The sequence below is a fragment of the Bacillus swezeyi genome, assembly GCF_030908325.1.
In the GTDB taxonomy this organism is placed as follows: Bacteria; Bacillota; Bacilli; order Bacillales; family Bacillaceae; genus Bacillus; species Bacillus swezeyi.
This window is the reverse complement of sequence record NZ_CP133085.1, coordinates 1,513,627-1,535,473: the sequence shown is the minus strand read 5'-3', so window position 1 is coordinate 1,535,473 and position 21,847 is coordinate 1,513,627. Positions and strand designations below refer to the sequence as shown.

The window sequence follows — 21,847 nt, the reverse complement described above, 5'->3', positions numbered from 1 at the left end:
TCCTCTCCTTTTCATGATGGTTCCTGATGAATTTGTCTGTAGCGGCTCGGCGGTATCCCGACCTGTTTTTTAAAAATCCGGTTGAAATAGCTGTGTCTGTAGCCGACTTCCTCTGAAACGTCATGTATTTTCTTATTCGTTTCAAGGAGCAGCTCTTTTGCTTTTTCAATCCGCATGCGCGTCACATAGTCGATAAAATTAATACCAGTTACCTGCTTAAACGCCTTGCTTAGCGTATATGAATTCGTTCCCGCTTCATCAGCGCAGCTTTCAAGTGAAAGATCATTCATATAATTTTCATGAATCATCCCAAGCACCTGTTCGACAAGCAGCTTTTGCCGTCTGTTGTTTCTGCCTTCAAGTTCTTTGAGATATGGGCCGACGACGCGTTCCATCATCCACACGACGGCATGCGATGGCTCTCTGAGCTCCGCCAGTTCCCGCATCAGATCTTTTTGATCAAATAATTCATACGGATGAAGTCCGGAATGAAAAATCTCCTCCTGAATTCTTGCAAACAGCTGAATCATCCCCGGCTGGATGCGAATCTCCGTTTTCCCTTTTTCCGTAAGCTCTTGAATAAAAAGCTTGATCAAACTTTCGGCTTGATCTTTTTCTTCAAGACGAATCGCTTGAATCACCTTTTTTTCAAGGGCAAACGGATAATAAGATTCCGATGGCGCCTTCTCTTCCCGCTGATTTAAATCGATCAGCTGGCTCGAATTTTCAAATTGCCTGTAAAGCTTTCCTGCCTTCACCTCTTCATAAATGACAGGAATGTCCTTTACCAAACTGACCGGTTTAGAGAGCGTAGCCGTGATATGAAGCCTGCAAAATGTGTGGATCATTTCCGTCAGCTCGCGGACAAATTGTGCGATTTCTTCCTTCAATGCCGTTTTCCGGCTGCTCATCAGCAATATCGCAAGCGATAAAGAGCGAACATCGGTGATATACATCTGTTTAAATGTTTTGCCGGCCAGCTCACGGGTGATATTGTCCAGCATGAAATTGACCAAGCCTTCATCTTCATTGGCAAAAGAACCGGCTCTCTCATGGAGGCCTGTCACCTGGATATCAATGATGATGAATATCTTGTCTTTTGCTTCCCAGCCCCATCCCATCAGACGGTTCCTCAAGTTTTGCTCTGATTCATCGGCAAAAGATCCTTGGAGGAGCCGCTGAAAAAATCCGCTTGTCACTTGGGACATTTGGGTCATCATCTGCTTTTTCAGCTTCCCGCTCTCTTTTGACATGTCTTCCCAGCGCTGTTCAAGCCAACGAAATTCATCACGTCCTAGAGCGGAGACGGTTTTCTTTTCTTCTCCTGAGCAAAGCTGGATAAGCTTTGCGACAGGCAAGTAGATTTTATGTGAGGCATACCATGTGAGAATGACAGCCAACATGATCCCGGCCATGCTGACTGCTGCGACGAGTTTAGATAAAAACAGCACCGGGGCTGTAATGGACGACATCGGCGAAGCAGAAGCATAGGTCCATTCCTGGCCGAGCCTGTCCATCTGACCATAGGAAACCGAATAATTCTCCCCTTTCCACTTCATGAAGAAGGAACCTTCTTTATTCAGCTTTTTTCCGACTCGATTTTTTAAAGCGCTTTCAAAATTGCCACTGCCGCCTCCCTTTTCAGAAGAAACGGCCCGCTGATCCCGGCTGAGAAGCAGAGCCGTTCCTTTTGAATAAGGTGACAGGCTTTCCAGCAAATGCTTCATTTCTCTTTTATTAACGGTTAAAATCAGGGCGCCGAACGGCTCGGAAATGCCGCCCGGGATTTTATGAATAAGAGCCATGTCTCCAGAGCTGCCGCGCCATTTTTTCCAATAGACGTTTTTTTTGCCGGAAAGCAGTGAATCATACGCTTCCAGGGCATTTCTATCGGTCATTCCGCTGTATTCGGGATTTAGCAGCTGCGGCTGTTCATCATGAATGAATAATTCAACCCGCTGAATGAGCGGATTTTGGTCCTGAAGCATAAACAGTGATTTTGACAATCGGTATGTCGTGTGAAAGTCTGTCTTTAAGTCTGTATGAGCAAGGCCGTTCATCAGCCGCGTATCATATGCCAGCTGGGAGAGCATGATCTCAAGCCCTTCCAGCTTGTCATCGATCTGGCTGATTTGGCGTCCGACTTGGCTTTCATGCAGATGCTGAAGCTCATTTTCAATTTTTGCGGCTGAGAAAAAATAGATGCCTGCGCCTGTTAATAAACCGGGTATACACGCGATCAGCAATATCAACACAAAACTTTTCTTAAAATAGGTCCCCTTCCGCCGTGAAACATGTCTTTGATGCAGCTTTTTCATTCCTCTCCCCCCACTGCAAATGAAAAGAATGTTTCTTTTTCAATTTTTATTGAAATGCGCGGGATTTAGAGCGGACGACATCTGCCAAAAAAGTCAGCGCAAGCCCTTGTCCCCAGCCTTGAATCCGTTTATATGGCACATCCTTATAGCCCTGAACATCCCTCATGACAGCCGTTCCCGCGGAAACGCGCTCAACCCTGCCATCCGGTACAACTGCATCTGTGATGGCAGTCAGTGTTTTCTGAATGGATTTGTGGTATAAAGAGCCTCTCGACAAAAGGCCGGCCGCAATTCCGGCAGAACCGGAGACCTCTAGATATGAATCAGGATCTGTCAGGATCGTATGCCATAACCCTGAAGAGTGCTGGAGCCTGACCAGCGCGCTCAGCAGATCTCTCAATGAGCCGTCAATAATCATAAAAGACGGATGTGTCACATCAATCAATGGCAGCGCTTTAGCCATTGTCAAAGCGGCCCAGCCATTTCCCCTCGCCCAAAATATGCCTGACATATGGTTTTTCGCCACATTGTCCCAGGCGTGGTAATACAGATTGGTATCCATATCCTGCAAAAACTCCTCATGGCCGTGATACTGCCGCAGTCCATCTTCAAAATATTCTTCACTGCCAACAAGTTTCCCAATGCGGAGGAGAAACAAGCCGGCCATCATCATCGTATCGACCCATGCCTGTTCCGGAAACACGTTCTTCTCTGAATTGACGGTGTGCTGAAGGATACCGTCTGCAAACCGCGGCGCATCATGCAGCACATAGTCTGCCATTTGACTTGCTGTATCAAGATAGCGGTCATCACCTGTTGCCTGATAGAGCGACAAAAGGGTATGGCCGATGGATACACCGTTGATCGAAAGCTTAGGCAAACCGTCTTCAAGCTTTTCATCTGTCCAGTTTTTCAAAAGCTGGAGGTATTCTTCATTTTCCGTGGCTTCATAAGCTTCTGCCACGCCGTAAAACGCCACACCTCCCGGCCAATCCCATTCAAAATCCATTTCAAAGGTCCGTTTGACGATTCTGTCAATCACTTCTTTTAGTTTTTCTTCATCAAAAACAAGCTTTGTCATACACGCTTCTCCCCTTTTTATTTTAATCCGCTCATGCTGATTCCTTGAACGATCGATTTTTGAAAGGCAAAAAACACGATCATCACCGGCAGCAGCGAAATGACAGACATCGCAAACATCGCGCCCCAATTTGAGGCGGTTTCCGTATCTAAAAACAGCTTCAGCGCAAGAGAAACCGGATAAAGCTCAGGTTTGTTCAAATAAAGGAGCGGATTGATCAGCTCTTCCCATTTCCAGTAAAATGAAAAGATTGCAGATGTGGCAAGCGCCGGGGCAATCAGCGGCAGGATCACCCTGAAGAAGATGCCGAGCCGGCTGCAGCCGTCAATCTTTGCCGCTTCATCGAGTTCAACCGGAATCGTCCGGATAAACTGGATCATCAAAAAAATAAAAAACGCGTGCCCAAAAAACTGAGGAACGACAATCGGCTTGAAGGAATTCAGCCAATCCAGCTTGGCGAAAATGATGTATTGCGGAATCATCAGCACTTCGTGAGGCAGCATCATCGTCACCATCATACAGGCAAACCAAAACGCCTTTCCTTTGAACGGAATCCGCGCGAACCCATAAGCGATGAATGCGGAAGACAGGACGGCTCCGACAGTCGAAAAACCGACAATGATCAGCGAATTTTTGATGAATGTGATAAACGGCTGTCCTGCGATTCCCTTCCAGCCTTCAGCATAATTGGATATGACAAAAGGATCGGGAATTAACGAATGGGACGTCGTGAAAATGCTCGCGCTTTCTTTAAATGAGCTGACCATCAGCCATATGACGGGATACAGAAGAATGATCGCAAGACCAGTCGTTGCAGCATGGAAGACGATCTGTCCCGTTTTGCTTTTTCCGCTCCTTGCGGCAAGCGGTACAGACCCCGTCCTCCCGGGAGTTTCCTTTACCGGCTCCATCTGTTATTCCTCCTTTGATTCGTAATGCACCCACAAGGATGATGTTTTAAATAAAATGAATGTCACAAGGCCGATCAAAATGAGCATCACCCACGCCATAGCAGAGGCATAGCCCATTTGGAAAAAGTTGAAGGCACGCTGGAATAAATAAAGCGAATACAAAAGCGTCCCATCAAGCGGACCGCCCTCTCCTTTAGAAATAATATAAGCGGGCGTAAAGGTCATAAACGCGGAAATCGTCTGCATCACCAAGTTAAAAAAGATCATCGGACTAAGCAGCGGAAGTGTAATCATAAAAAACCGCTGCACCCTGTTTGCGCCATCGACGCTTGCCGCTTCCTGATACATCGGCGGAATATTTTTCAATCCGGCCAGAAAGATCAGCATTGAAGAGCCGAATTGCCATACCGACAGAAGGATCAAGGTCCACAATGCACTTGTCGGGTCCTGGTACCAAAGAATCTTTTGATCGATGCCGATAAAAAACAGGAGCGCATTGATGACACCGTCGTTTCCAAACACATTGCGCCACATAATCGCGACGGCCACACTTCCGCCGATGATAGACGGAAGATAAAAGAGCGTCCGATAAATTCCAACTCCTTTTTCTGCCCTGTTCAAAATCACCGCGATGAAAAGCGCGAAGGCCAGCCTGAGCGGCACGCCGGCAAGCACGTAATAAAACGTCACTTTCAATGAACCCCAGTACTTCTCATCATCTGTCAGCATCGTTTTGTAGTTGTCCAAGCCGATCCACTGGGGCGTTGTAAACAGATCATAATTGGTAAAAGACAGCAGCAGCGATGCCCCCATTGGAATCACGGTAAAGCAGAGAAAGCCGATAATAAACGGAGAAATAAACGCATAACCCGCCAGGTTGTCATTTCGTAATTTTCGCTTCACTTTCACATCCTCCTGGACTTGCAGGCCGAGCTGCTTTCTTTGCCCGGCTTACCTTTCATTTCGTTTCAGTATGGCGTCCGCTTCTTTTCTGAAGTTGACGGCTCCCTGTTCAGGTGTGATTTTTTTAAATAAAATTTGGTCTGAAGTATCCTTCAACAATTTGATAATCTCAGCGCTGCCTATCGGTTCGGGCGGATCTGATTCACCTGCATGTTTAGAAGCCCGTTCGACATATTCAAAAATCTTTTTTTCCTCTTCATTCAGTTCTGACTTCACCGCTTCAGCCGCTTTGGAAGAGACCGGAACCCCCCGTTCGCCTTTAATCAGCGTATTGGCTTTTTCATTATTGATGAAGAAATCGATAAATTTAGCCGCCTCTTTTTTATGTTTTGAACTCTTTGGAATCGAAAACAGCATGCTCGGCTTTAAAAACAGCGCTTTTTCTTTCGTCTGCTCAGGCGGCAGATGCAATGAAAGAGGCGCATCCGTCAGCTGGGCAAACGCCGAATATTGATTGGAGTAATTCCAGGTCGCAGCCGTTCTTCCTTTTACAATAAAATCGTCTTCCATTCCTCTAATTTGCGCACTTTCATCAGGCGTCGGAGAAGCCTTCCCATCAACAAGCTTCACCTGCCTTTTAAAGTAATCGACAAACAGCTTGTCATCTGTATAGGCGAGGCCCGTTCCGTCCTCTTTATATAAACGCTCCCCTTTCGTTCTGAGATAATATGGAAAAAATACGTCAGGCGGATGCATTCCGTTTGACCCGTATTGGCCGGTCTTTTCCCTCACTTTGAGCGCAAGGTTTTCAAAATCGTTCCATGTCCAGCTTTCATCATCAATCGTCGCGCCGGCGTCTTTTAGAAGGTCATCATTTGTAATGACTGACAGCACATTGACCCCGAGCGGAAAACCATACAGCTTGCCGCCGATGTTACCTCCCTTGATTGTCTTATCATCGACTGCATCGGTGTTGATCGTACCATCTTCCACATAAGCTGAGAGATCTTCAAGCTGCCCTTTTTCCCCGTATTGCGATAAATAGGCGGTATCCATTTGGATGACATCCGGCAGCTGGTTGGCCGCTGACATCGGAGCGAGCTTTTTCCAATAGTCGTCCCAATTTGCAAACTCCGCTTCGATTTTGACATGCGGATTTTCCTTTTCATACATGTCAATGACTTTCGTTGTATAATCATGCCGCGGCTGTCCGCCCCACCAGGCGACCCTCAAGGTGATCGTTTTTTTGCCGTCTGCGCCTGCTGTTTCTTCACTGTTGGAGCTGCACCCGTAAAGCCCAAGCATCAAGAAAGCGCATAAAGAGAAAAGCACGAATCTTTTCATCAACATCCTCCTCTTTTTGTAAGTGCTTACATTTTATTTTAATGACACCATCCTGTCCCAAAAACTCAAAAAACAGAGAAGAATGTTAAAAAAACAGAGATCCCGTCAGTTCTGTTTCCATATAAAAAAGCCATCGGACTGTGCCGGCAGCTTTAGATCAGATTTTCTTCTCTTTTTCGGTACTCAGACGGTGTATAGCCCGTATACTTTTTAAAGACGAGACTGAAGTATTTCGGGTTGTTGCCAAATCCCAATTCCTCTGCCAATGTTCCGATCGTGATATCGCTTGTCTGCTCCATTTTTGCCATTGCTTTTTCAATCCTGACTTTCGTCACATAGCTTGAAAACTTTTCACCTGTTACCTGTTTAAACAGCTTGCCGAGATAATCCGGGTTCATATACAGCATGTTTCGAGCCGCCCATTTTAGTGAAAGCTTCGGGTTGGCGGCTTCCTGTTGAATCAGGTCAAGCATTTTCCGGATTAATGCCGATGATTGCCCTTCTGCTTCACTGGTCTGTTTATGCAGTTTGGCTCGCACATGTTCATATAGAACGGGCGCTTTGGCGATTTCGCCGCTTCCGCTCAAAGCGGCCGCCGGTTCAAACTGAAATTGCTCGTATGAGCGCCTTATAATGCCGTCGATTTTTTTCTCGAGCCTCTTATCATCCCCTTCTGCTCTAACAGCGAATACAAGTGCATCTTTGAGCCGGACGGAAGTGATCACAGAGCACTTGAGGATATCATCGGCCAGCTTTTCCAAGTCTGAAACATGACGTCTCTCCACTTCGCTTCGAACTGAAAACAAGATAAGCTTTATATTCTTTGGCTCCGCAAAAAAACGCGAGCACGCATCAGCTTCGATGTTCTCGCCTGTGATCAGCTCTTTTAACACTTGTTTTTTAAGGTGCGGCCTGATTCTCTCCAAATCTGTTTTTACCTGTTTGGCCGACTCTTCTTTTTTCAACTCGCTGATCACGCTCTTGAGCGAATCTGTTATATGGCTTTCATTGCAAGGTTTGAGCAAATAGTGCCTGACACCGAATGTCATCGCTTTTTTCGCGTATTCAAACTGGCCGAAACCAGTTAGCAGAATAAACCGGGTCGACGGATATTCGCGTGACACTTTCTCAATCAGCTCCAGTCCCCCCATTCCCGGCATTTTAATGTCGCTGATCACAATATGCGGCCGCTCGCGCAATATCAGCTGATAGGCATCTGTTCCGTTTTGCACTGCGCCAACTAATGACGCGCCGAATGCATGCCACTCAATCATGTTTGAGATGCCCTCTAGAATAATCCGCTCATCGTCGGCCAAAAGCACTTTATACATCATAACACCCCGCTTTGAAATGGTATTTTTATGCTCACTGTTGTTCCCTTGTTTTTTTCGCTTGAAATGTTTAAGCCATACCTTTGGCCAAACATCAGCTTGATCCGCTCATCAATATTTTGCAGGCCGATGCCTCTGCCTCTTGTCTGAACGAGCCCCTTTCGCGCTTTTTCTAAAAAACCTTCATCCATTCCCGGGCCGTTGTCAGCAACCGTTAAATAAACGAATTCTCCCTCTTTGCACGCTTTGATCTTGATTTGGCAAGGTTCAATGACCGGCTCAAGACAATAGGAAATCGCATTTTCAGCCAGCGGCTGTAGGACCAGCTTCGGTACGGGACACGTTTTGACGAGAGGATCGATCTCAACGTCAAACATAAGCCTTTCTTCAAAACGAAACCGCTGAATCGTAAAGTAATGAAGCAAGATCTCGGCTTCTTCCTCAATCGTCAAGACATCGGTTTTCATATTGATGGCATTCCGCAGCAAAAATCCGAGAGATTCGGTCATCTTTGAAATTTGCGGCTGCCGGTTTGTCTTGGCCAGCCAATTGATCGACTCTAATGTGTTGTATAAAAAATGGGGGTTGATTTGCGCCTGGAGCGCTTTAAATTCTGTTTCTTTGAGCATCAGCTGCTTCTCATAGTTTTCCGCTATTAATTCATTGATTCGCTCAATCATCGTGATAAAATTGCGGTTCAGCACACTGACCTCGTCTTGATGCTCAGGTGAAGCCACAAAAAGCGACTTTGTTTTGAAATCGCCGTTTTGCACATTTTTCATGGCCGCTACCAGTTTCTCAATCGGACTCGTAATGCCCCTGGCCATTTTTCTTCCAAAGAGGACGGCAGTCAAAAAGAAGAGAATAAAAAGGGAGATGAGTATGGATTTCATCGCTGATATTTTCGAAAACATGGTGTCAAAAGGAATCAGACTCCAATACGTCCAATTTTCATACGAGGACTTGACATATGAGATGAAAAAGCGCTGGCCGTTTTCTTCGACAATGTCGTATCCGTTTTGATCAGGAGATGATAAGCGGAGCTCTTCCATCCGGCTCAAAGGGCTTTCTGAAAAAAAGGCATTCCGGCCGTCAGACATTACGATCTTCCCCGCCCCTTCCCCCAAGTCCTTCGGAAGGTCGGCGACAATGCTTTGCAAATCGGTCACAATCAGAACGATTCCAAGATGATCGAGGTTTAAGTTCTGATAGGAACGGATTTCCCTGACGGATAAAATCTCGCCGTTTGCTCCCGGCATTGTCACCCACACGTTTCCGCCTTTTTGGCGCGACGCTTTTTCAGCCAGCATGTTTCGCCGCTCTTTTAATGCCTCGGCAGAGCTTGCTCCTGCTGAATATTCCGTCCCGAAAGCATCGAATAAATGAATCGATTTAATATATCGCTTCGACCCGGTGAATTCGGCAAGCTGATCCCAAATTTCTCTTTTCATCCGATACCGGCCGTATTTGTTTTGATCGCGGCCAGCTTTTAAGAGGTTGGCTTGAATGTTTTGATCAGTCGTAATTTGATATGAGACATCTTCAATTTTTTTCAGTTCGTCTTCAATGCTTTTTGACGACATCATCAGCACTTGCGACGATTTTCTGTATATCTGCTGATCATACACGCGAAATGCGTATTGAACCCCGCTGAAAATCAAAATCAGTGAAACAGCCATAATGAGCGAAATCAAAATAAACAGTTGATCTTTAATTTTTAAATGCTGATATCTGTTCACTGAAAAAACACCTTCATTTCATACGCGTGAAGGCGGCCTGTTTGTCTTTATGACGGCCGTCAATTGATCGAAAAGCGCGAAACGCCAATTTTGTTAAAATCAAGCTTAATGCGCTGCCGCTGAAAAATAAAAGAAATGTGACGTGAAATAAAGTAAGCAGCGCCATTCCAAGTGCGCTGAATATCATCAAAAAGGTGATGAGCGGACGGGAGAAGCCGATCATGAAGCTGTATTTCAGAACTTCGATTCTTTTCATCTCAAAGTGGACATCAATTGGAAAAGTGTATAAGAGGATAATGGCATAAATGATAAATAAACTGATAAATATGCTGAATACGGCGGGCTGATCGTGAAAATAAACGGCTGCAATGTTAAAATCAACATATAAAAGAAGGGCGATAGACGATAAAATAAGACCGAGAACACTTGACTTTGCCCATTCCTTTTTAAACGTCTGAAAAAACGTCTGAAAAACAGGGATATCTGTATTGCCCATGACCCATTGTCTCGTCAAGGCAAACATGGCGGCAGTCGCCGGCGCTAATCCAAAGACGACCGCTCCAGCCAAAGAAAAGCCGATCCAAAGCAAATTAAGGTATGCAAGCCTCATCACCCACTCACAAAAGCGGTGAAATCCGTTTGACAACGCGTGAATCATGATAAATCCCCTCCACATTCAGTAAACGCTTACAAAAGATATATTTCTCCTCTTTTCAAAAAAATCCTCTTTTAAAGAGGACAGAGAAGAGGGCTTGATCTAAACCTTTTAGACCAAGCCCATCCTCCGTTATTTCGCCGAATGTTTAATATTCACGCCGACCGCAGTCCCGCTCCTGCTTGAATCGGCAACACCCATAAAGGATTTGTTCTCCCGATCAATGAAAATACTCTGCACATTTCCGATATCAACGGGGTTCGACCCGAATTTATGGCCGAATTCATTAAGCTTGAGTCTCACATCTTTCGGCATTCCGGATTCATAGCGGTATGAAGACAGGCTGTTCGTATAAATCCGCGGCTCTTCAATTGCATCCTGCAAGCTCATGTCGTATTCAAAGTAATTCAAAATCGTTTGGAAAACGGATGCAATAATCGTTTTTCCGCCCGGCGAACCGACAGTCAGCACAGGCTTGTCATCTTTAAAGACGATCGTCGGCGTCATGCTTGACAGCGGCCTTTTATTCGGCTGCACTTCATTGGCGCCGCCAGGGACCGCATCAAAATCAGTCAGTTCATTATTTAAAAACAAGCCGTACTCTGGAACTAAAATCCCCGTTCCGAAGAGCTGCTCAATCGTCGTTGTATAGGAGACTACATTCCCCCATTGATCTGCAACAGTAAAATGGGTTGTTTCCCCGGTTTCATTATCATCGGCCTGCGGCACGATTTGATAGTTCGGCTCCCCTTCTTCATATTTCCACGGGTCGCCCTCTTTGACATCGCGGTTGACCTCGTCAAGGCTGATTAATTTTTGCCGCTCTTCAATATACTTCGGATCAAGCAGCCCTTTTAACGGAACATCGACAAACTCAGGATCACCGGCATATGCCGCTCGATCCGCATAAGACAGGTGCATCGTTTCCGCTAATAAATGATATTTTTCAAATGACTTCGGATCATATTGTGATAGATGAAAATCATCGATCAACTTCAGCATTTGCAGCATGAAAACCCCGCCTGAGCTTGGAGGAGGCATGCTTGCAATGTCATAGCCGTGGTATTCTCCCCAGATCGGCTTGTCTGTTGTAACACCATAGCGCGACAGATCATCAGCTGTCATTGAACCGCCGAAATCCTGCACCGTGTCCGCGATCGCACTGCCGATTTCTCCATCATAAAAGGCTTTTGAACCCTCTTTCCGAATCAATTTAAACGTTTTGGCCAAATCTTTTTGAACGAGCTCATCCCCTTCTTTCAAAGGTTCACCGTCCGGCAGAAAAATATCTTTCGCAGCCGTTTTGCTCAGTTTGTCCTGATGATCCTCAATCGCATCCGCTAAAACTGAATCGATCGGAAATCCATCTTCCGCAAGCTTGATGGAAGGAGTGATCAAGTCTTGCATTCTCTTCGTTCCCCACTTTTTATGCGCTGCTTCCAGTCCCTTTAGCGTACCCGGAACACCTACTGCATTACCGTGTGTCGACCTTTTGGAAAAAGGAATGACATCTCCGTCCCCATCCAAAAACATATCAGGTGTAGCCCCTTGAGGAGCCCGCTCCCGGCTGTTGATAATCGAGGTTTCCTTCGTTTCGCCGTCATAGACCATCATAAAACCGCCGCCGCCGATTCCCGACATCATCGGCTCTGTTACATTGAGGGCAAATTGAATGGCAATTGATGCATCAATCGCATTCCCGCCCTTTCTCAAAACCTCGGCGCCGATTTTTGATGCCAGCGGATGAGCCGTTGCCACCATCCCGTCTTTTCCGACAGCGACTTTTTCCCCGCTGCTCTCTACACCTTCCGCTTTTGACACTGGACTAAAAAAGCAACCAACCGTCAAACAAAAAACAAAAAACAAGGAAGTTAACCGTTTCATCAGCTCACTCTCCTTTCCAGTTTATTACTACTATAACAGGAAAATGAACTGAAAATAAGGAAAAATCACAATTTTCGGTATTTTTAAATCAAAACACCTATTTCAAGAAAAAAAATTCGATAACTCATTCTTTAGACGCAAATACAGATAAGCAAAACCGACTATTCTCTATAAAACAGCACATTTGTCACAGTGTGCTTACTACCTCACCAAAAAGTGACAGCTACCTGAAAATTAAATTGTTTTTCGACTGCACCTGTTTTTTTTCGACAAAAAGTTATATAATATTTTGATGTGTGCATTGTCTCATTTAAACAATGGAGGGTTACAAATGTTAAAAAGAAAAAAAGACAAGTTTTCCGTGCTCTTGACGGAAATCGCAAAAAATTTAGATGAAACAGCTGAGTATTTTGTTAACTATAAAGTGACGAATCAAACAACCCTTAAGGAATTCGCAGATACCTTAAAAGAGTATGAGACAAAAGGAGATACTTATGTACATACGATGATTAAGGAGCTGAACAAAGCTTTTATCACACCGATCGAACGCGAAGATATCCTTCAGCTGACAAACAGTCTTGACGATGTTCTCGACGGCATCGAACATTTCTCTGCCATGATGGAAATCTTCTCGATTACCTCTTCAGATGAGCACATTGATAAATTCAGCGGCTATGTCAGAGAATGCGCAAAAGAAATTTTGATTACGATTGAACTCCTAGCTGAAAACCGTCTGACAGAAATTCAGCCGCATGCGATCAAAATTAAGGAATACGAACACAATTGCGATAATCTGCACCGCAAATCACTGAAAAATCTTTTCGGCACGCAAACTGACCCAATCAAAGTGATCCAATACCGGGAAATTTATGAAACGCTTGAAGAAATCGCGGACTCCTGCCAAAGTGTAGCCAACAATTTAGAAACCATCATAATGAAAAATGCGTAACGAGGGATTATAATGGACCTTTTATTTGTATTAACCATATTGATTGTCATCTTTGCTTTGGCATTTGACTTTATCAACGGATTCCACGATACAGCAAATGCGATCGCCACCTCGGTATCGACAAAAGCTTTAAAACCAAGGCATGCCATCATCATGGCCGCTGCCATGAACTTCGCCGGCGCCATGACCTTCACTGGCGTAGCGAAAACAATTACGAGCGACATCGCCGACCCTTTTAAATTAGAAAACGGTTCTGTTGTGATTTTAGCCGCCCTCATTGCGGGAATTACGTGGAACCTTTTGACCTGGTATTTCGGGATTCCGAGCAGCTCCTCCCATGCGATTATCGGAGCCATCGCGGGAACCGTTATCGCATCAGAAGGTTTCGGAGCGATTAAATACAGCGGATTTATCAAAATTATCGAAGCACTTATATTATCGCCGATTTTAGCGTTTGTTTTAGGTTATATCATCTACAGCATCATCAAAGTCATTTTTAAAAACAGCAATCTCGCCAAAACGAATAAGCGTTTCCGCCGGGTTCAAATCGCAACAGCAGCCATTCAGTCGTATACCCACGGGACGAACGACGCCCAAAAAGCGATGGGAATCATTACGATGGCTTTAATCGCAGGTAACTTGCACAGTACAACCGACATCCCGTTCTGGGTGCAATTCGCATGCGCCACGGCCATGGGGATCGGAACATCTGTCGGCGGCTGGAAGATCATTAAAACGGTCGGCGGAAAAATCATGAAAATCCGTCCTGTCAACGGTGTTTCCGCCGACTTGACAGGTGCTGCCATCATCTTCGGCGCAACGGTTGTTCACCTGCCAGTCAGCACGACACACGTTATTTCTTCATCGATTTTAGGTGTTGGCGCTTCCCACAGGGTGAAAGGCGTGAACTGGGGTACAGCAAAACGAATGATCATCACATGGGTCATTACCCTGCCCATTTCAGCAACCCTCGGCGCATTTGCCTATTTTATATTGGAATTATTTTTTTAATCAGCAGCTCCCGTTCGATTCCAGGACGGGAGTTTTCATGTTTCCGTCATTTCCGGCATAAAAATAAAGCAGGACAGCACTTATTTTCGGGAAGAGGGAGCAAGTTATGCTGCTATTTTATCAATTCTTCGTTTGGATCATCGTTCTGACCCTGGCTTTGTACGTTTTTGCCGTCTGGCGCTTTGAAAAAAAGCTGACAGAAAAAACGATTGCCATTCGGAAAACGTGGTACCTGCTTTATGTCATCGGAGCCGTCACATATTGGACGCAGCATCCTCAGTCCATTTTCACAGACCCGCTTCATTATCTGATCGTCGCCGTTTTTTTCACGCTGACTGATGCCTTTATTTTCTTAAACGCCTATTTCAAAAAACTTGGCAGCCATGAACTCGCAACAGACACAAGGATGCTTCTCGAAGAAAACAATGATCTTCTCCACACATATCAAAATAGGCTGAAAACGTTTCAATACCTATTGAAAAACGAGCCGATCCATATATATTATGGAAATATAGAAGCTTATGCCGAAGGTATTGAAGAGCTGATCAGCCGGTTTGGCGAAAAAATGAATATATCTGCTGCATTATGTGAATATAATGCAAAGCAGAGCAAAGATCATTTGCTTGAACACATGGAAAACCGTTTCGCTGTTCAGGAAAAGTTGGATCGAAAAGACGTATATTACGAAGAAAATGGAAAAATGGTCCTGATCCCATTTTCGATCCATGATTTTGACTATGTCATAAAATTAACTTCAGACGATCTAGTCACAGAATTCGATTATCTCCTGTTTACTTCTTTAACCAGCATCTATGATCTCCTGCTACCAAACGAAGAGGAAGGTGACGATTAAATGGAACCTGCTTTTCTGCAAGACCAAGAAAGCTCAAAGAAACGCCTCTCATTTAAAGTGTTTAAAAAGCAATCTAACACAAGCATTGCAAAATATGAAGTCAGCCCCCATACCGAACGGATTTTCAAACAAAACGAACGGCTGATTGGCGAGTATAAAAGAAAAAAAGCGTGACTTTGAGGACGGGAAAAAACTCTCCCGTCCTTATTCCGTTTTCCCAGCTGATACATACAATAAACCAATCAATGCTGATAAGGTGATACTGTGAAAAAGCTCAAAAAACATGTGAAATATGTTGATTTCGCAAAATTCGGCCTGTCGAACTATACGGCCCTCCTCAGAAAAAGAAGCGAGAAAATGATTAAGGTGTTAAACAAGAGGAAAAAGAAGCAGTGAGCTGCCGGCCCGGTCGCAAACCCTTCTCAAGATGAGAAGGGCTCAGATTGTTGACAAAAACCTAAAACGGTTTAAAGTTTTAGGTTTTTGCCATCCTTTTCAGCGTGTCCCGAAAAGACGAGCATCGGACTTTCACAGGACGTCCGCACAACTCCTTACTTTTAGATGTGATGAGGGCGATGTTCAGGCAGGACGCCTGAGCGATTTGCCGCCGTTCCTTACGTGAGACCGACTCAGCAGGCCTGACAACAAATGCGAGGGTTTGTCGACACGCTGAAGCCTTCTCAAGATGAGAAGCGTTTTTATATTGATATACTTGCCGTCCCCCCAGCGTGTCGTCATGATAAAAAGCGGCCCTGTTCATCACCTGTGACGGATTGCGGCAGCTTATCGGACTGAATCGGTTTTACAAAACATGCCACACAAAGGGAGCCTGCCACCGCCAGCCCTCCTGCAAGCAAAAATGCGCTTGTAAAGGAGCCGCTGTATTCTACCATGAATCCCGTGGCAGTCGGACCGATAATCCCTGACGTGTTTGCCAGAAAATGCATGAATCCGCTGACGCCTCCGACCCGGTCTGGGTGAACGATATCCTGAATAATCGCCCAGTAGGTGATGCCTGTCAAATACAAAAAGAAAACCGATAAAGCGACTAATGCGACCGCTCCGAAAGCGGTGGCGACCATTCCGGCAAATCCTATACATACAGCCGCAGCCAAAAGACAAACGACAAGGACCGCTTTTCTTGAAAACATCTCCTTGCCTGTAATCCTGAAGATGTAATCAGAAATAAATCCCCCCAGTGCAAGACCGATAAATCCAACAACCCACGGAATGATCGTGGCAATACTCATATCGTGTATACTCAATCCGCGGGCCGTCGTTAAATAGCTTGGAAACCACGTTAAGAAAAAAAACAGAATATAATTGTATGAGAAAAAAGCGAAAGCGGTAAAAAGGACCGTCGGCTGTTTTAAATAAAAAGACAGCGGTATATCAGCGGTTTTTTTCGAATGCTCTTCTTTCTCATGAGCGGCACCGTGGGATTCGTCGGGCCTTTCTTTCGAATACTTGATCCAAAACCAAACCCAAATCAGCCCGATCAGCATAATGAGAACAAAAGAAGCCTTCCAGCCCCAATGGATGGCGATCAGTCCGACGATCGGACCCGAAATCGCCCCGCCGAGCGGAGTGCCGCACATCGTCATTCCCAGCGCCCTTGCCCTTTCTTTTTTCGGGAACCAGTTGTTGACCGCCTTGCTTGTTGATGCTGAAAGAGGCCCCTCTCCCATACCAAAGATGACACGGATGATAAACAGTGAAACAAAATTGTACGTAAGTGCGATCGCTCCGCTGAACACCGACCAGACGACCATTGCCGCCGACAGCGTATTTTTTGCGCCGTATTTGTCTGATGCCCAGCCGCCAATGAAATTAAATATCGCATACCCGATGAAAAAGCTGCTGAACAGCATCCCCATTTGAGCGGGCCGGATGTTCAGATCTTCCTGAATGAACGGAGCAGCAACAGAAAGAGCTGAACGATCCAAATAATTAATCACCCCTGCCAAAAAGAGCATCACGATCACAAATCCCCGGCCGTTTGAAAACATGGGCAACCCCTCTTTCTATATTTTTGTAAGCGTTTACTTTTTTTGGTGAAGTCTTACAAACTGATTAACACCTTCAACGGCTTTTCTTCTGAATCAAGCGCTGATTCAAACCCATCAACTACCGCACTGAACGGAATATGTCCGGTAATCAATTGTTTTGCATCGACATCGCCTTCCTTAATGGCTTCAATGACCGTCTCAAAATCACTTTTTAATGCATTGCGGCTGAATAGAACAGCCAGTTCTCTCTTATGGCATTCAGGGTCCGGTAACGTAAGGCGATCTTTAACAAGTCCGACATATATGATCCGCCCTCCGTGAGCAGTATACCGGTAAGCCTGATTCATGGAAGCGGAATGTCCGGTCGCGTCGAAAACCGCTCCAGGAAAGTCCCCTTCCGTTATTTGTTTGATCTCATCAGCTGCTTTTTCCCCAGCGATGACCGTTTCATCGACAGCCGCCCACATCCGGCTGAATGCAAGACGCTCCTCTCGGACATCCATTGCAATCACCTTTGCCCCCTTCAATTTCGCGAATTTCATCACGCTGAGTCCGATGGGCCCCGCTCCAATCACGAGCACCGGCTCCCCTTTTTTAATATCCGCCCTGCTGACAGCATGGGCGCCGATGCTTAAACACTCAACGACAGCCGCTTCACTGTATGTCAAATCCTCTGTCTTGATCAAGTGGTCTGCCGGGATTGTGATATACTCCTGCATGCCTCCGTCTGTATGAACGCCCAGCACTTTCAGGTTCACACAGCAATTGGGCCGGCCGATCCGGCAGGCGGCACACTCTCCGCATTCCAAATAAGGAATGACTGCAGCCGGATCGCCCGTCTTCAAAAGTTCGCGGGGATCATCAATACTGACAATCTCTCCCGCCAGTTCATGTCCGAGCACCCTTGGATATGAAAAAAATGGCTGTCTTCCGCAATAAGCGTGAAAGTCCGTGCCGCAAATCCCGATGCGCTTCACCTTAAGGAACGCTTCTCCCCGTTTCGGTTCAGGTGCTTCTACTTCCGTCATTTTAAATCGGTAAGGCTTTTCACACACAATTTGCTTCATCCGTATGCCCCCTTACATGATTCAGACTCCTGAGTATGCCATAAATCCTCCATCTACAGGCACAGTAATGCCTGTGACAAACCCGGACATGTTCTCATCCGCCAGCCAAAGCAGAGTTCCCAATAAATCTTCCGGTCTTCCAAACCGTTTCATCGGAGTGTGAGAGATGATTTTCTCCGCTCTTTGTGTCCATCCTCCGTTTTGATCAAGAAGAAGCCGTTGGTTTTGATTCGTCAAGAAAAAGCCGGGTGCAATCGCATTGACGCGGATCCCCGTTTCAGCCATGTAGACGGCGAGCCATTTTGTGAAATTTTCGATGCCCGCTTTCGCGGCGCTGTATGCAGGCACTTTTGTCATTGGGGTTTGTGCGCTCATTGAAGAGATGTTGATCACTGAAGCCCCCTTTTTGTTCAGCATCTGTTTCGTAAATATTTGGGTTGGTATGAAAGATCCGAGAAAATTTATATTCAGCACAGATCCGACATCATCGCTGTTAAGATGAAAAAATGTGGTTTCGCTTTCATTTGCGAAGTGGTCAGGATGCAGGGTTTCATTCGATGTCGTGCCATTTGGATGGTTGCCGCCGGCTCCGTTGATCAAAAGATCGCAGCCGCCAAGAAGACGCGTGACCACGTCATTCGCCCGTTCAACACTTGTTTGATCCAGTACATCACACTCGACTGCAATCGCCGCTCCTCCGGCCTTTCGTATATCCTCAGCTACAAGTTCTCCATTTTTAACGTTCCGGTTTAAGACGGCCACTTTCATGCCCTGACGTCCGAGTTCCCTCGCCATTGCCCCGCAGAGCACGCCGCTGCCGCCTGTGATGACCGCCGTTTTTCCAGCTAAATGTTCATGGATTTCAAGCATGGTGAAGCCCCCCGTTTTTCTCTTTCAAGTGAATCCCAAATGCCCCATAAATACATGATTCCCAGCGCCCTGTCATATAGGCCGTATCCCGGTCTGCATTTTTCATCCCATATGTGGCGCCCATGATCTGGGCGTACATAACCTGAAAAACCTGTTTCATGATACGCTTTGACAATTCCGCAAATATCAACGGAGCCATCTGCCATTCTGTGTGACGTTTCGATAAAATCCCGATTTTCATAGACTTTGACATTTCGTATGTGGGCGAACGGAATCCGTTCTGCATAGGCTTTGATCATGCCGGTGATATCATTTTTAGGATTGGCGCCCAATGAGCCGCTGCAAAGAGTGATGCCATTGGAAGGATGATCTACGAGACGAAGCAGGCGCCCAATGTTTTCGCCAGAGGTGATGATGCGCGGGAGTCCGAAAACCGGCCATGGCGGATCATCCGGATGGATCGCCATTTTGATCCCGCAGCGTGCGGCGGTTGGAATGATCTGCTCCAGAAAATATTGAAGATTGCTCCACAAGTCTTCTTCTGTCACGTTTTGATACGCTTCAAAAAGCCTTGTCAGATGCTCCAGCCTTTCAGATTCCCAGCCGGGCATTGTAAACTCAAGGTTGTTGGCGATTTGATCGACAAGCTCAAAAGGATTGATATGATGCACTTTTGCATGCTCATAAAACAAAGCGGTCGAACCATCTGCAGCTTCTTTATATAAATCCGTGCGAAGCCAGTCAAATACCGGCATAAAATTATAGCAGATCACTTTCACACCGGCTTCGCCCAAGTTTTCAATCGTTCGTTTGTATCTTTCAATATAAAGATCTCTCGTCGGCAGCCCCAGTTTAATATCCTCGTGAATGTTAACGCTTTCAACCACCTCAATGTGAAACCCGTTTCGCTCGCAAACCTGTTTGACTTCCATGATATCTTCCAGCGGCCATTCTTCACCGGCAGGAAGATGATGAAGCGCCCAAACAATGCCTTCAACGCCCGGTATTTGCTTAATCTGCTCAAGGGTGACGGTGTCATTTCCTTCTCCGTACCATCTGAAAACCATTTTCATCATGGCATCCTCCAGTCCAATTTAATAGGATAAAATGATTTTAGTTACCTGTTCTGGACAGTTTTTCGCTTTTTTCAGCGCCTCTTCTATTTCCATAAACGGCATAATTTCAGTGACGAAAGATTGTGCCAGCTGTGGATTTTCATTTAAAAATTCAATGACGCGGGGAAACTGATTGACGCTGTGCTTTGTTCCATGAATCTCAATATCTTTTTTTGTCAAAAGAAGCCCGGGGATCGTCACATCCTCCCCTGTCAAGCCTACGATGACAATCCGCCCCCCTGGTGCTGCGATACGGACCGATTGTTCAATCGTCGCGGGGATGCCCGCCGCTTCGAAAACAATTCCGGCACCGTCCCCGTTTGTCAGTTTGGAAATGGTTTTTTCTGCATGTTCCTCAACAGGATGGATGACGGAATCTGCGCCGAACATTCTCGCAAGCTCCAGCCTTTCCCGTACGGGATCAACGGCGATAACGTCAGCTTGAAACCGCTTTTTAACCTGAGCCAAAATCGTTAATCCGATCGGCCCCATTCCCAATATGACAATCGTTTCGCCATGTTGTATGCTTGCGCGCTTTATCGCTTGAGCGCCGATTGCAAATGGCTCGCATAATGCGCCTGTCACAAAGTCCATATGGTCGGGAATGGGATGGACATGCGTTTCCGGAACGGCTAAAAAGTCCGCGAACCCTCCTCTCCGCACCGATCCGATCATATCAATGTTTACACAGGCATTCGTCTTCCCTTTCCTGCAAGGATAACAGCTCCCGCACGAAATGGCTGGTTCAATGACGACGCGTTCTCCCAGCGATCTTTTCTTTACCCCTGCACCCGTTTTTTCGATAATGCCTGACAGCTCGTGTCCAAAGATCTGCGGATAATGTCCATAAGGATTTGAACCGTCATAAAAATGGACATCACTCCCGCAAATGCCGGCGGCCTTTACTCTGACGAGGACTTCATGAGCATCGGGCTCAGGACAGGGGATATCTTGAAAATTGATTGAAAAAGGTTTTGTCATCACCGCAGCTTTCACATCACCACTCCTTTTTAAAAGCGCTTACTTTTTAAAGTAGCCGGGAAATTCCTCAATCAGCATTTCCTTATCAACGATCACGAGTTTTAAATGCTCCTCGGCGATCCTGCGGGCTTCTGTCGGCTGTTTTGACTTGATGGCTTCCGCTATGGCGGCATGCTGCTGATAAATCGTATTCCAGTTGAAGTCGGCAGCAAGCCTTAGAAAACGGATTCTCCGAAATGGAACATTCATTTGCTGAATCACCGACCAAATATTAGATTTTCGGCAGCCCTCGAAAATCGTTGTGTGAAATGCTTCATCCAAATCAAATAAGCTTTCGTAATTTTTTTGTTCAATCGACATTTCCTGCATCTTCAAATTTCGCTCCAGTTCAAACATCGCCTCATCTGAGAATTCTTCACATGCCAGTTCGGCAACGGCCTTTTCGAGATTTTCCCTCATAAACCTCGCTTCCTCCACCAAGTTAAGGTCGATTAAAGATACACGGGTCCCTTTTTGCGGATAGATTTCGAGCAGCCCCTCTTTTGAAAGCTGCAAAAAAGCCTCTCTGACCGGCGTTCGGCTGACTTCATACCGTTCTGAAATCTCCTTTTCCGATATGTGCGTCCCCGGAACGAGCCGAAACTTCATGATGTCTTCCATAAGGAAATAGTAAATCTGGTCTCTGACAGATCGTAAGTTTGATTGTTTAACATTCATGTTTAGGCCCCCTTATCTGACATACTACCATACAAGAGTGGTAGTATGGTAGTTGTTTTTTGAAAATTTGAAACAAAAAGAGAGACACGAACCCTTTCACAGCTTCCTG

19 protein-coding genes are annotated in these 21,847 nt (G+C 45.8%); 4 read left to right on the top strand and 15 right to left on the bottom strand.

Features of this window, described 5'->3' with window-relative positions; all coding sequences use genetic code 11:
• Window positions 1-11: 11 nt before the first annotated feature.
• From RBH91_RS07455 to ggt, 9 genes are all read right to left on the bottom strand, one after another.
• Complete coding sequence (locus RBH91_RS07455; protein WP_307894004.1) at window positions 12-2,318, bottom strand: helix-turn-helix domain-containing protein; 2,307 nt, start codon at window positions 2,316-2,318, stop codon at window positions 12-14.
• A 46-nt stretch (window positions 2,319-2,364) separates the two neighbouring features.
• On the bottom strand, window positions 2,365-3,399 hold the full coding sequence (locus tag RBH91_RS07450; protein WP_307894003.1) for a glycoside hydrolase family 88/105 protein: 1,035 nt from the start codon (window positions 3,397-3,399) through the stop codon (window positions 2,365-2,367).
• A gap of 17 nt (window positions 3,400-3,416) precedes the next feature.
• Window positions 3,417-4,310: a carbohydrate ABC transporter permease gene (locus RBH91_RS07445; protein ID WP_307894001.1), complete on the bottom strand. Its 894-nt coding sequence runs from the start codon at window positions 4,308-4,310 to the stop codon at window positions 3,417-3,419.
• Between the two features lie 3 nt (window positions 4,311-4,313).
• Window positions 4,314-5,237: a carbohydrate ABC transporter permease gene (locus RBH91_RS07440; RefSeq protein WP_192855958.1), complete on the bottom strand. Its 924-nt coding sequence runs from the start codon at window positions 5,235-5,237 to the stop codon at window positions 4,314-4,316.
• Between the two features lie 24 nt (window positions 5,238-5,261).
• Entirely contained in the window at window positions 5,262-6,563 is a 1,302-nt protein-coding gene (locus RBH91_RS07435; protein ID WP_404802484.1) for an ABC transporter substrate-binding protein, read from the bottom strand.
• 146 nt (window positions 6,564-6,709) lie between these two features.
• The gene (locus RBH91_RS07430; RefSeq protein WP_307893999.1) at window positions 6,710-7,888 is read right to left on the bottom strand and encodes a response regulator transcription factor; all 1,179 of its coding nucleotides are present in this window, start codon (window positions 7,886-7,888) and stop codon (window positions 6,710-6,712) included.
• On the bottom strand, window positions 7,888-9,627 hold the full coding sequence (locus tag RBH91_RS07425; protein WP_307893998.1) for a cache domain-containing sensor histidine kinase: 1,740 nt from the start codon (window positions 9,625-9,627) through the stop codon (window positions 7,888-7,890). Before RBH91_RS07425 ends, RBH91_RS07430 begins: the two co-directional genes overlap by 1 nt.
• Before the next feature lie 13 nt (window positions 9,628-9,640).
• Window positions 9,641-10,285 carry a YesL family protein gene (locus RBH91_RS07420; RefSeq protein ID WP_307893997.1) on the bottom strand — a complete coding sequence of 215 codons (645 nt, stop codon included), beginning with the start codon at window positions 10,283-10,285 and terminating at the stop codon, window positions 9,641-9,643.
• A 129-nt stretch (window positions 10,286-10,414) separates the two neighbouring features.
• Window positions 10,415-12,166 (bottom strand): gamma-glutamyltransferase, encoded by a 1,752-nt coding sequence (gene ggt, locus RBH91_RS07415; RefSeq protein WP_307893996.1) that lies wholly within the window; start codon window positions 12,164-12,166, stop codon window positions 10,415-10,417.
• Window positions 12,167-12,497: 331 nt separating this feature from the next.
• Here ggt and RBH91_RS07410 point away from each other — a divergent pair, with 331 nt between their 5' ends.
• The 4 genes from RBH91_RS07410 (at window position 12,498) to RBH91_RS07395 (ending at window position 15,153) form a co-directional block, all read left to right on the top strand.
• Entirely contained in the window at window positions 12,498-13,115 is a 618-nt protein-coding gene (locus RBH91_RS07410) for a DUF47 domain-containing protein (protein WP_076762300.1), read from the top strand.
• Window positions 13,116-13,127: 12 nt separating this feature from the next.
• Window positions 13,128-14,126, top strand: coding sequence for an inorganic phosphate transporter (locus tag RBH91_RS07405; protein ID WP_076762299.1), 999 nt, complete (start codon window positions 13,128-13,130; stop codon window positions 14,124-14,126).
• Between the two features lie 106 nt (window positions 14,127-14,232).
• Window positions 14,233-14,979, top strand: a complete 747-nt coding sequence (locus RBH91_RS07400) for a type II toxin-antitoxin system SpoIISA family toxin (protein ID WP_076762298.1) — start codon at window positions 14,233-14,235, stop codon at window positions 14,977-14,979.
• Entirely contained in the window at window positions 14,980-15,153 is a 174-nt protein-coding gene (locus RBH91_RS07395) for a type II toxin-antitoxin system SpoIISB family antitoxin (RefSeq protein WP_076762297.1), read from the top strand. It abuts the gene before it with no gap.
• A 560-nt stretch (window positions 15,154-15,713) separates the two neighbouring features.
• Here RBH91_RS07395 and RBH91_RS07390 read toward each other — a convergent pair.
• Genes RBH91_RS07390 through RBH91_RS07365 form a run of 6 tightly spaced genes read right to left on the bottom strand, consistent with a single transcriptional unit; the run spans window position 15,714 to window position 21,738 of the window.
• Window positions 15,714-16,988, bottom strand: a complete 1,275-nt coding sequence (locus tag RBH91_RS07390; RefSeq protein ID WP_307893995.1) for an MFS transporter — start codon at window positions 16,986-16,988, stop codon at window positions 15,714-15,716.
• Window positions 16,989-17,041: 53 nt separating this feature from the next.
• Window positions 17,042-18,055 carry a zinc-binding alcohol dehydrogenase family protein gene (locus tag RBH91_RS07385; RefSeq protein WP_307893994.1) on the bottom strand — a complete coding sequence of 338 codons (1,014 nt, stop codon included), beginning with the start codon at window positions 18,053-18,055 and terminating at the stop codon, window positions 17,042-17,044.
• Window positions 18,056-18,076: 21 nt separating this feature from the next.
• Entirely contained in the window at window positions 18,077-18,925 is an 849-nt protein-coding gene (locus RBH91_RS07380; protein ID WP_307893993.1) for an SDR family oxidoreductase, read from the bottom strand.
• Window positions 18,901-19,998: a mannonate dehydratase gene (uxuA, locus tag RBH91_RS07375; protein ID WP_307893991.1), complete on the bottom strand. Its 1,098-nt coding sequence runs from the start codon at window positions 19,996-19,998 to the stop codon at window positions 18,901-18,903. The genes RBH91_RS07380 and uxuA overlap by 25 nt, the downstream gene beginning before the upstream one ends.
• A gap of 21 nt (window positions 19,999-20,019) precedes the next feature.
• Window positions 20,020-21,036 carry a zinc-binding alcohol dehydrogenase family protein gene (locus RBH91_RS07370; RefSeq protein ID WP_307893990.1) on the bottom strand — a complete coding sequence of 339 codons (1,017 nt, stop codon included), beginning with the start codon at window positions 21,034-21,036 and terminating at the stop codon, window positions 20,020-20,022.
• A 24-nt stretch (window positions 21,037-21,060) separates the two neighbouring features.
• Window positions 21,061-21,738, bottom strand: a complete 678-nt coding sequence (locus RBH91_RS07365) for a GntR family transcriptional regulator (protein ID WP_307893989.1) — start codon at window positions 21,736-21,738, stop codon at window positions 21,061-21,063.
• Window positions 21,739-21,847: the final 109 nt, after the last annotated feature.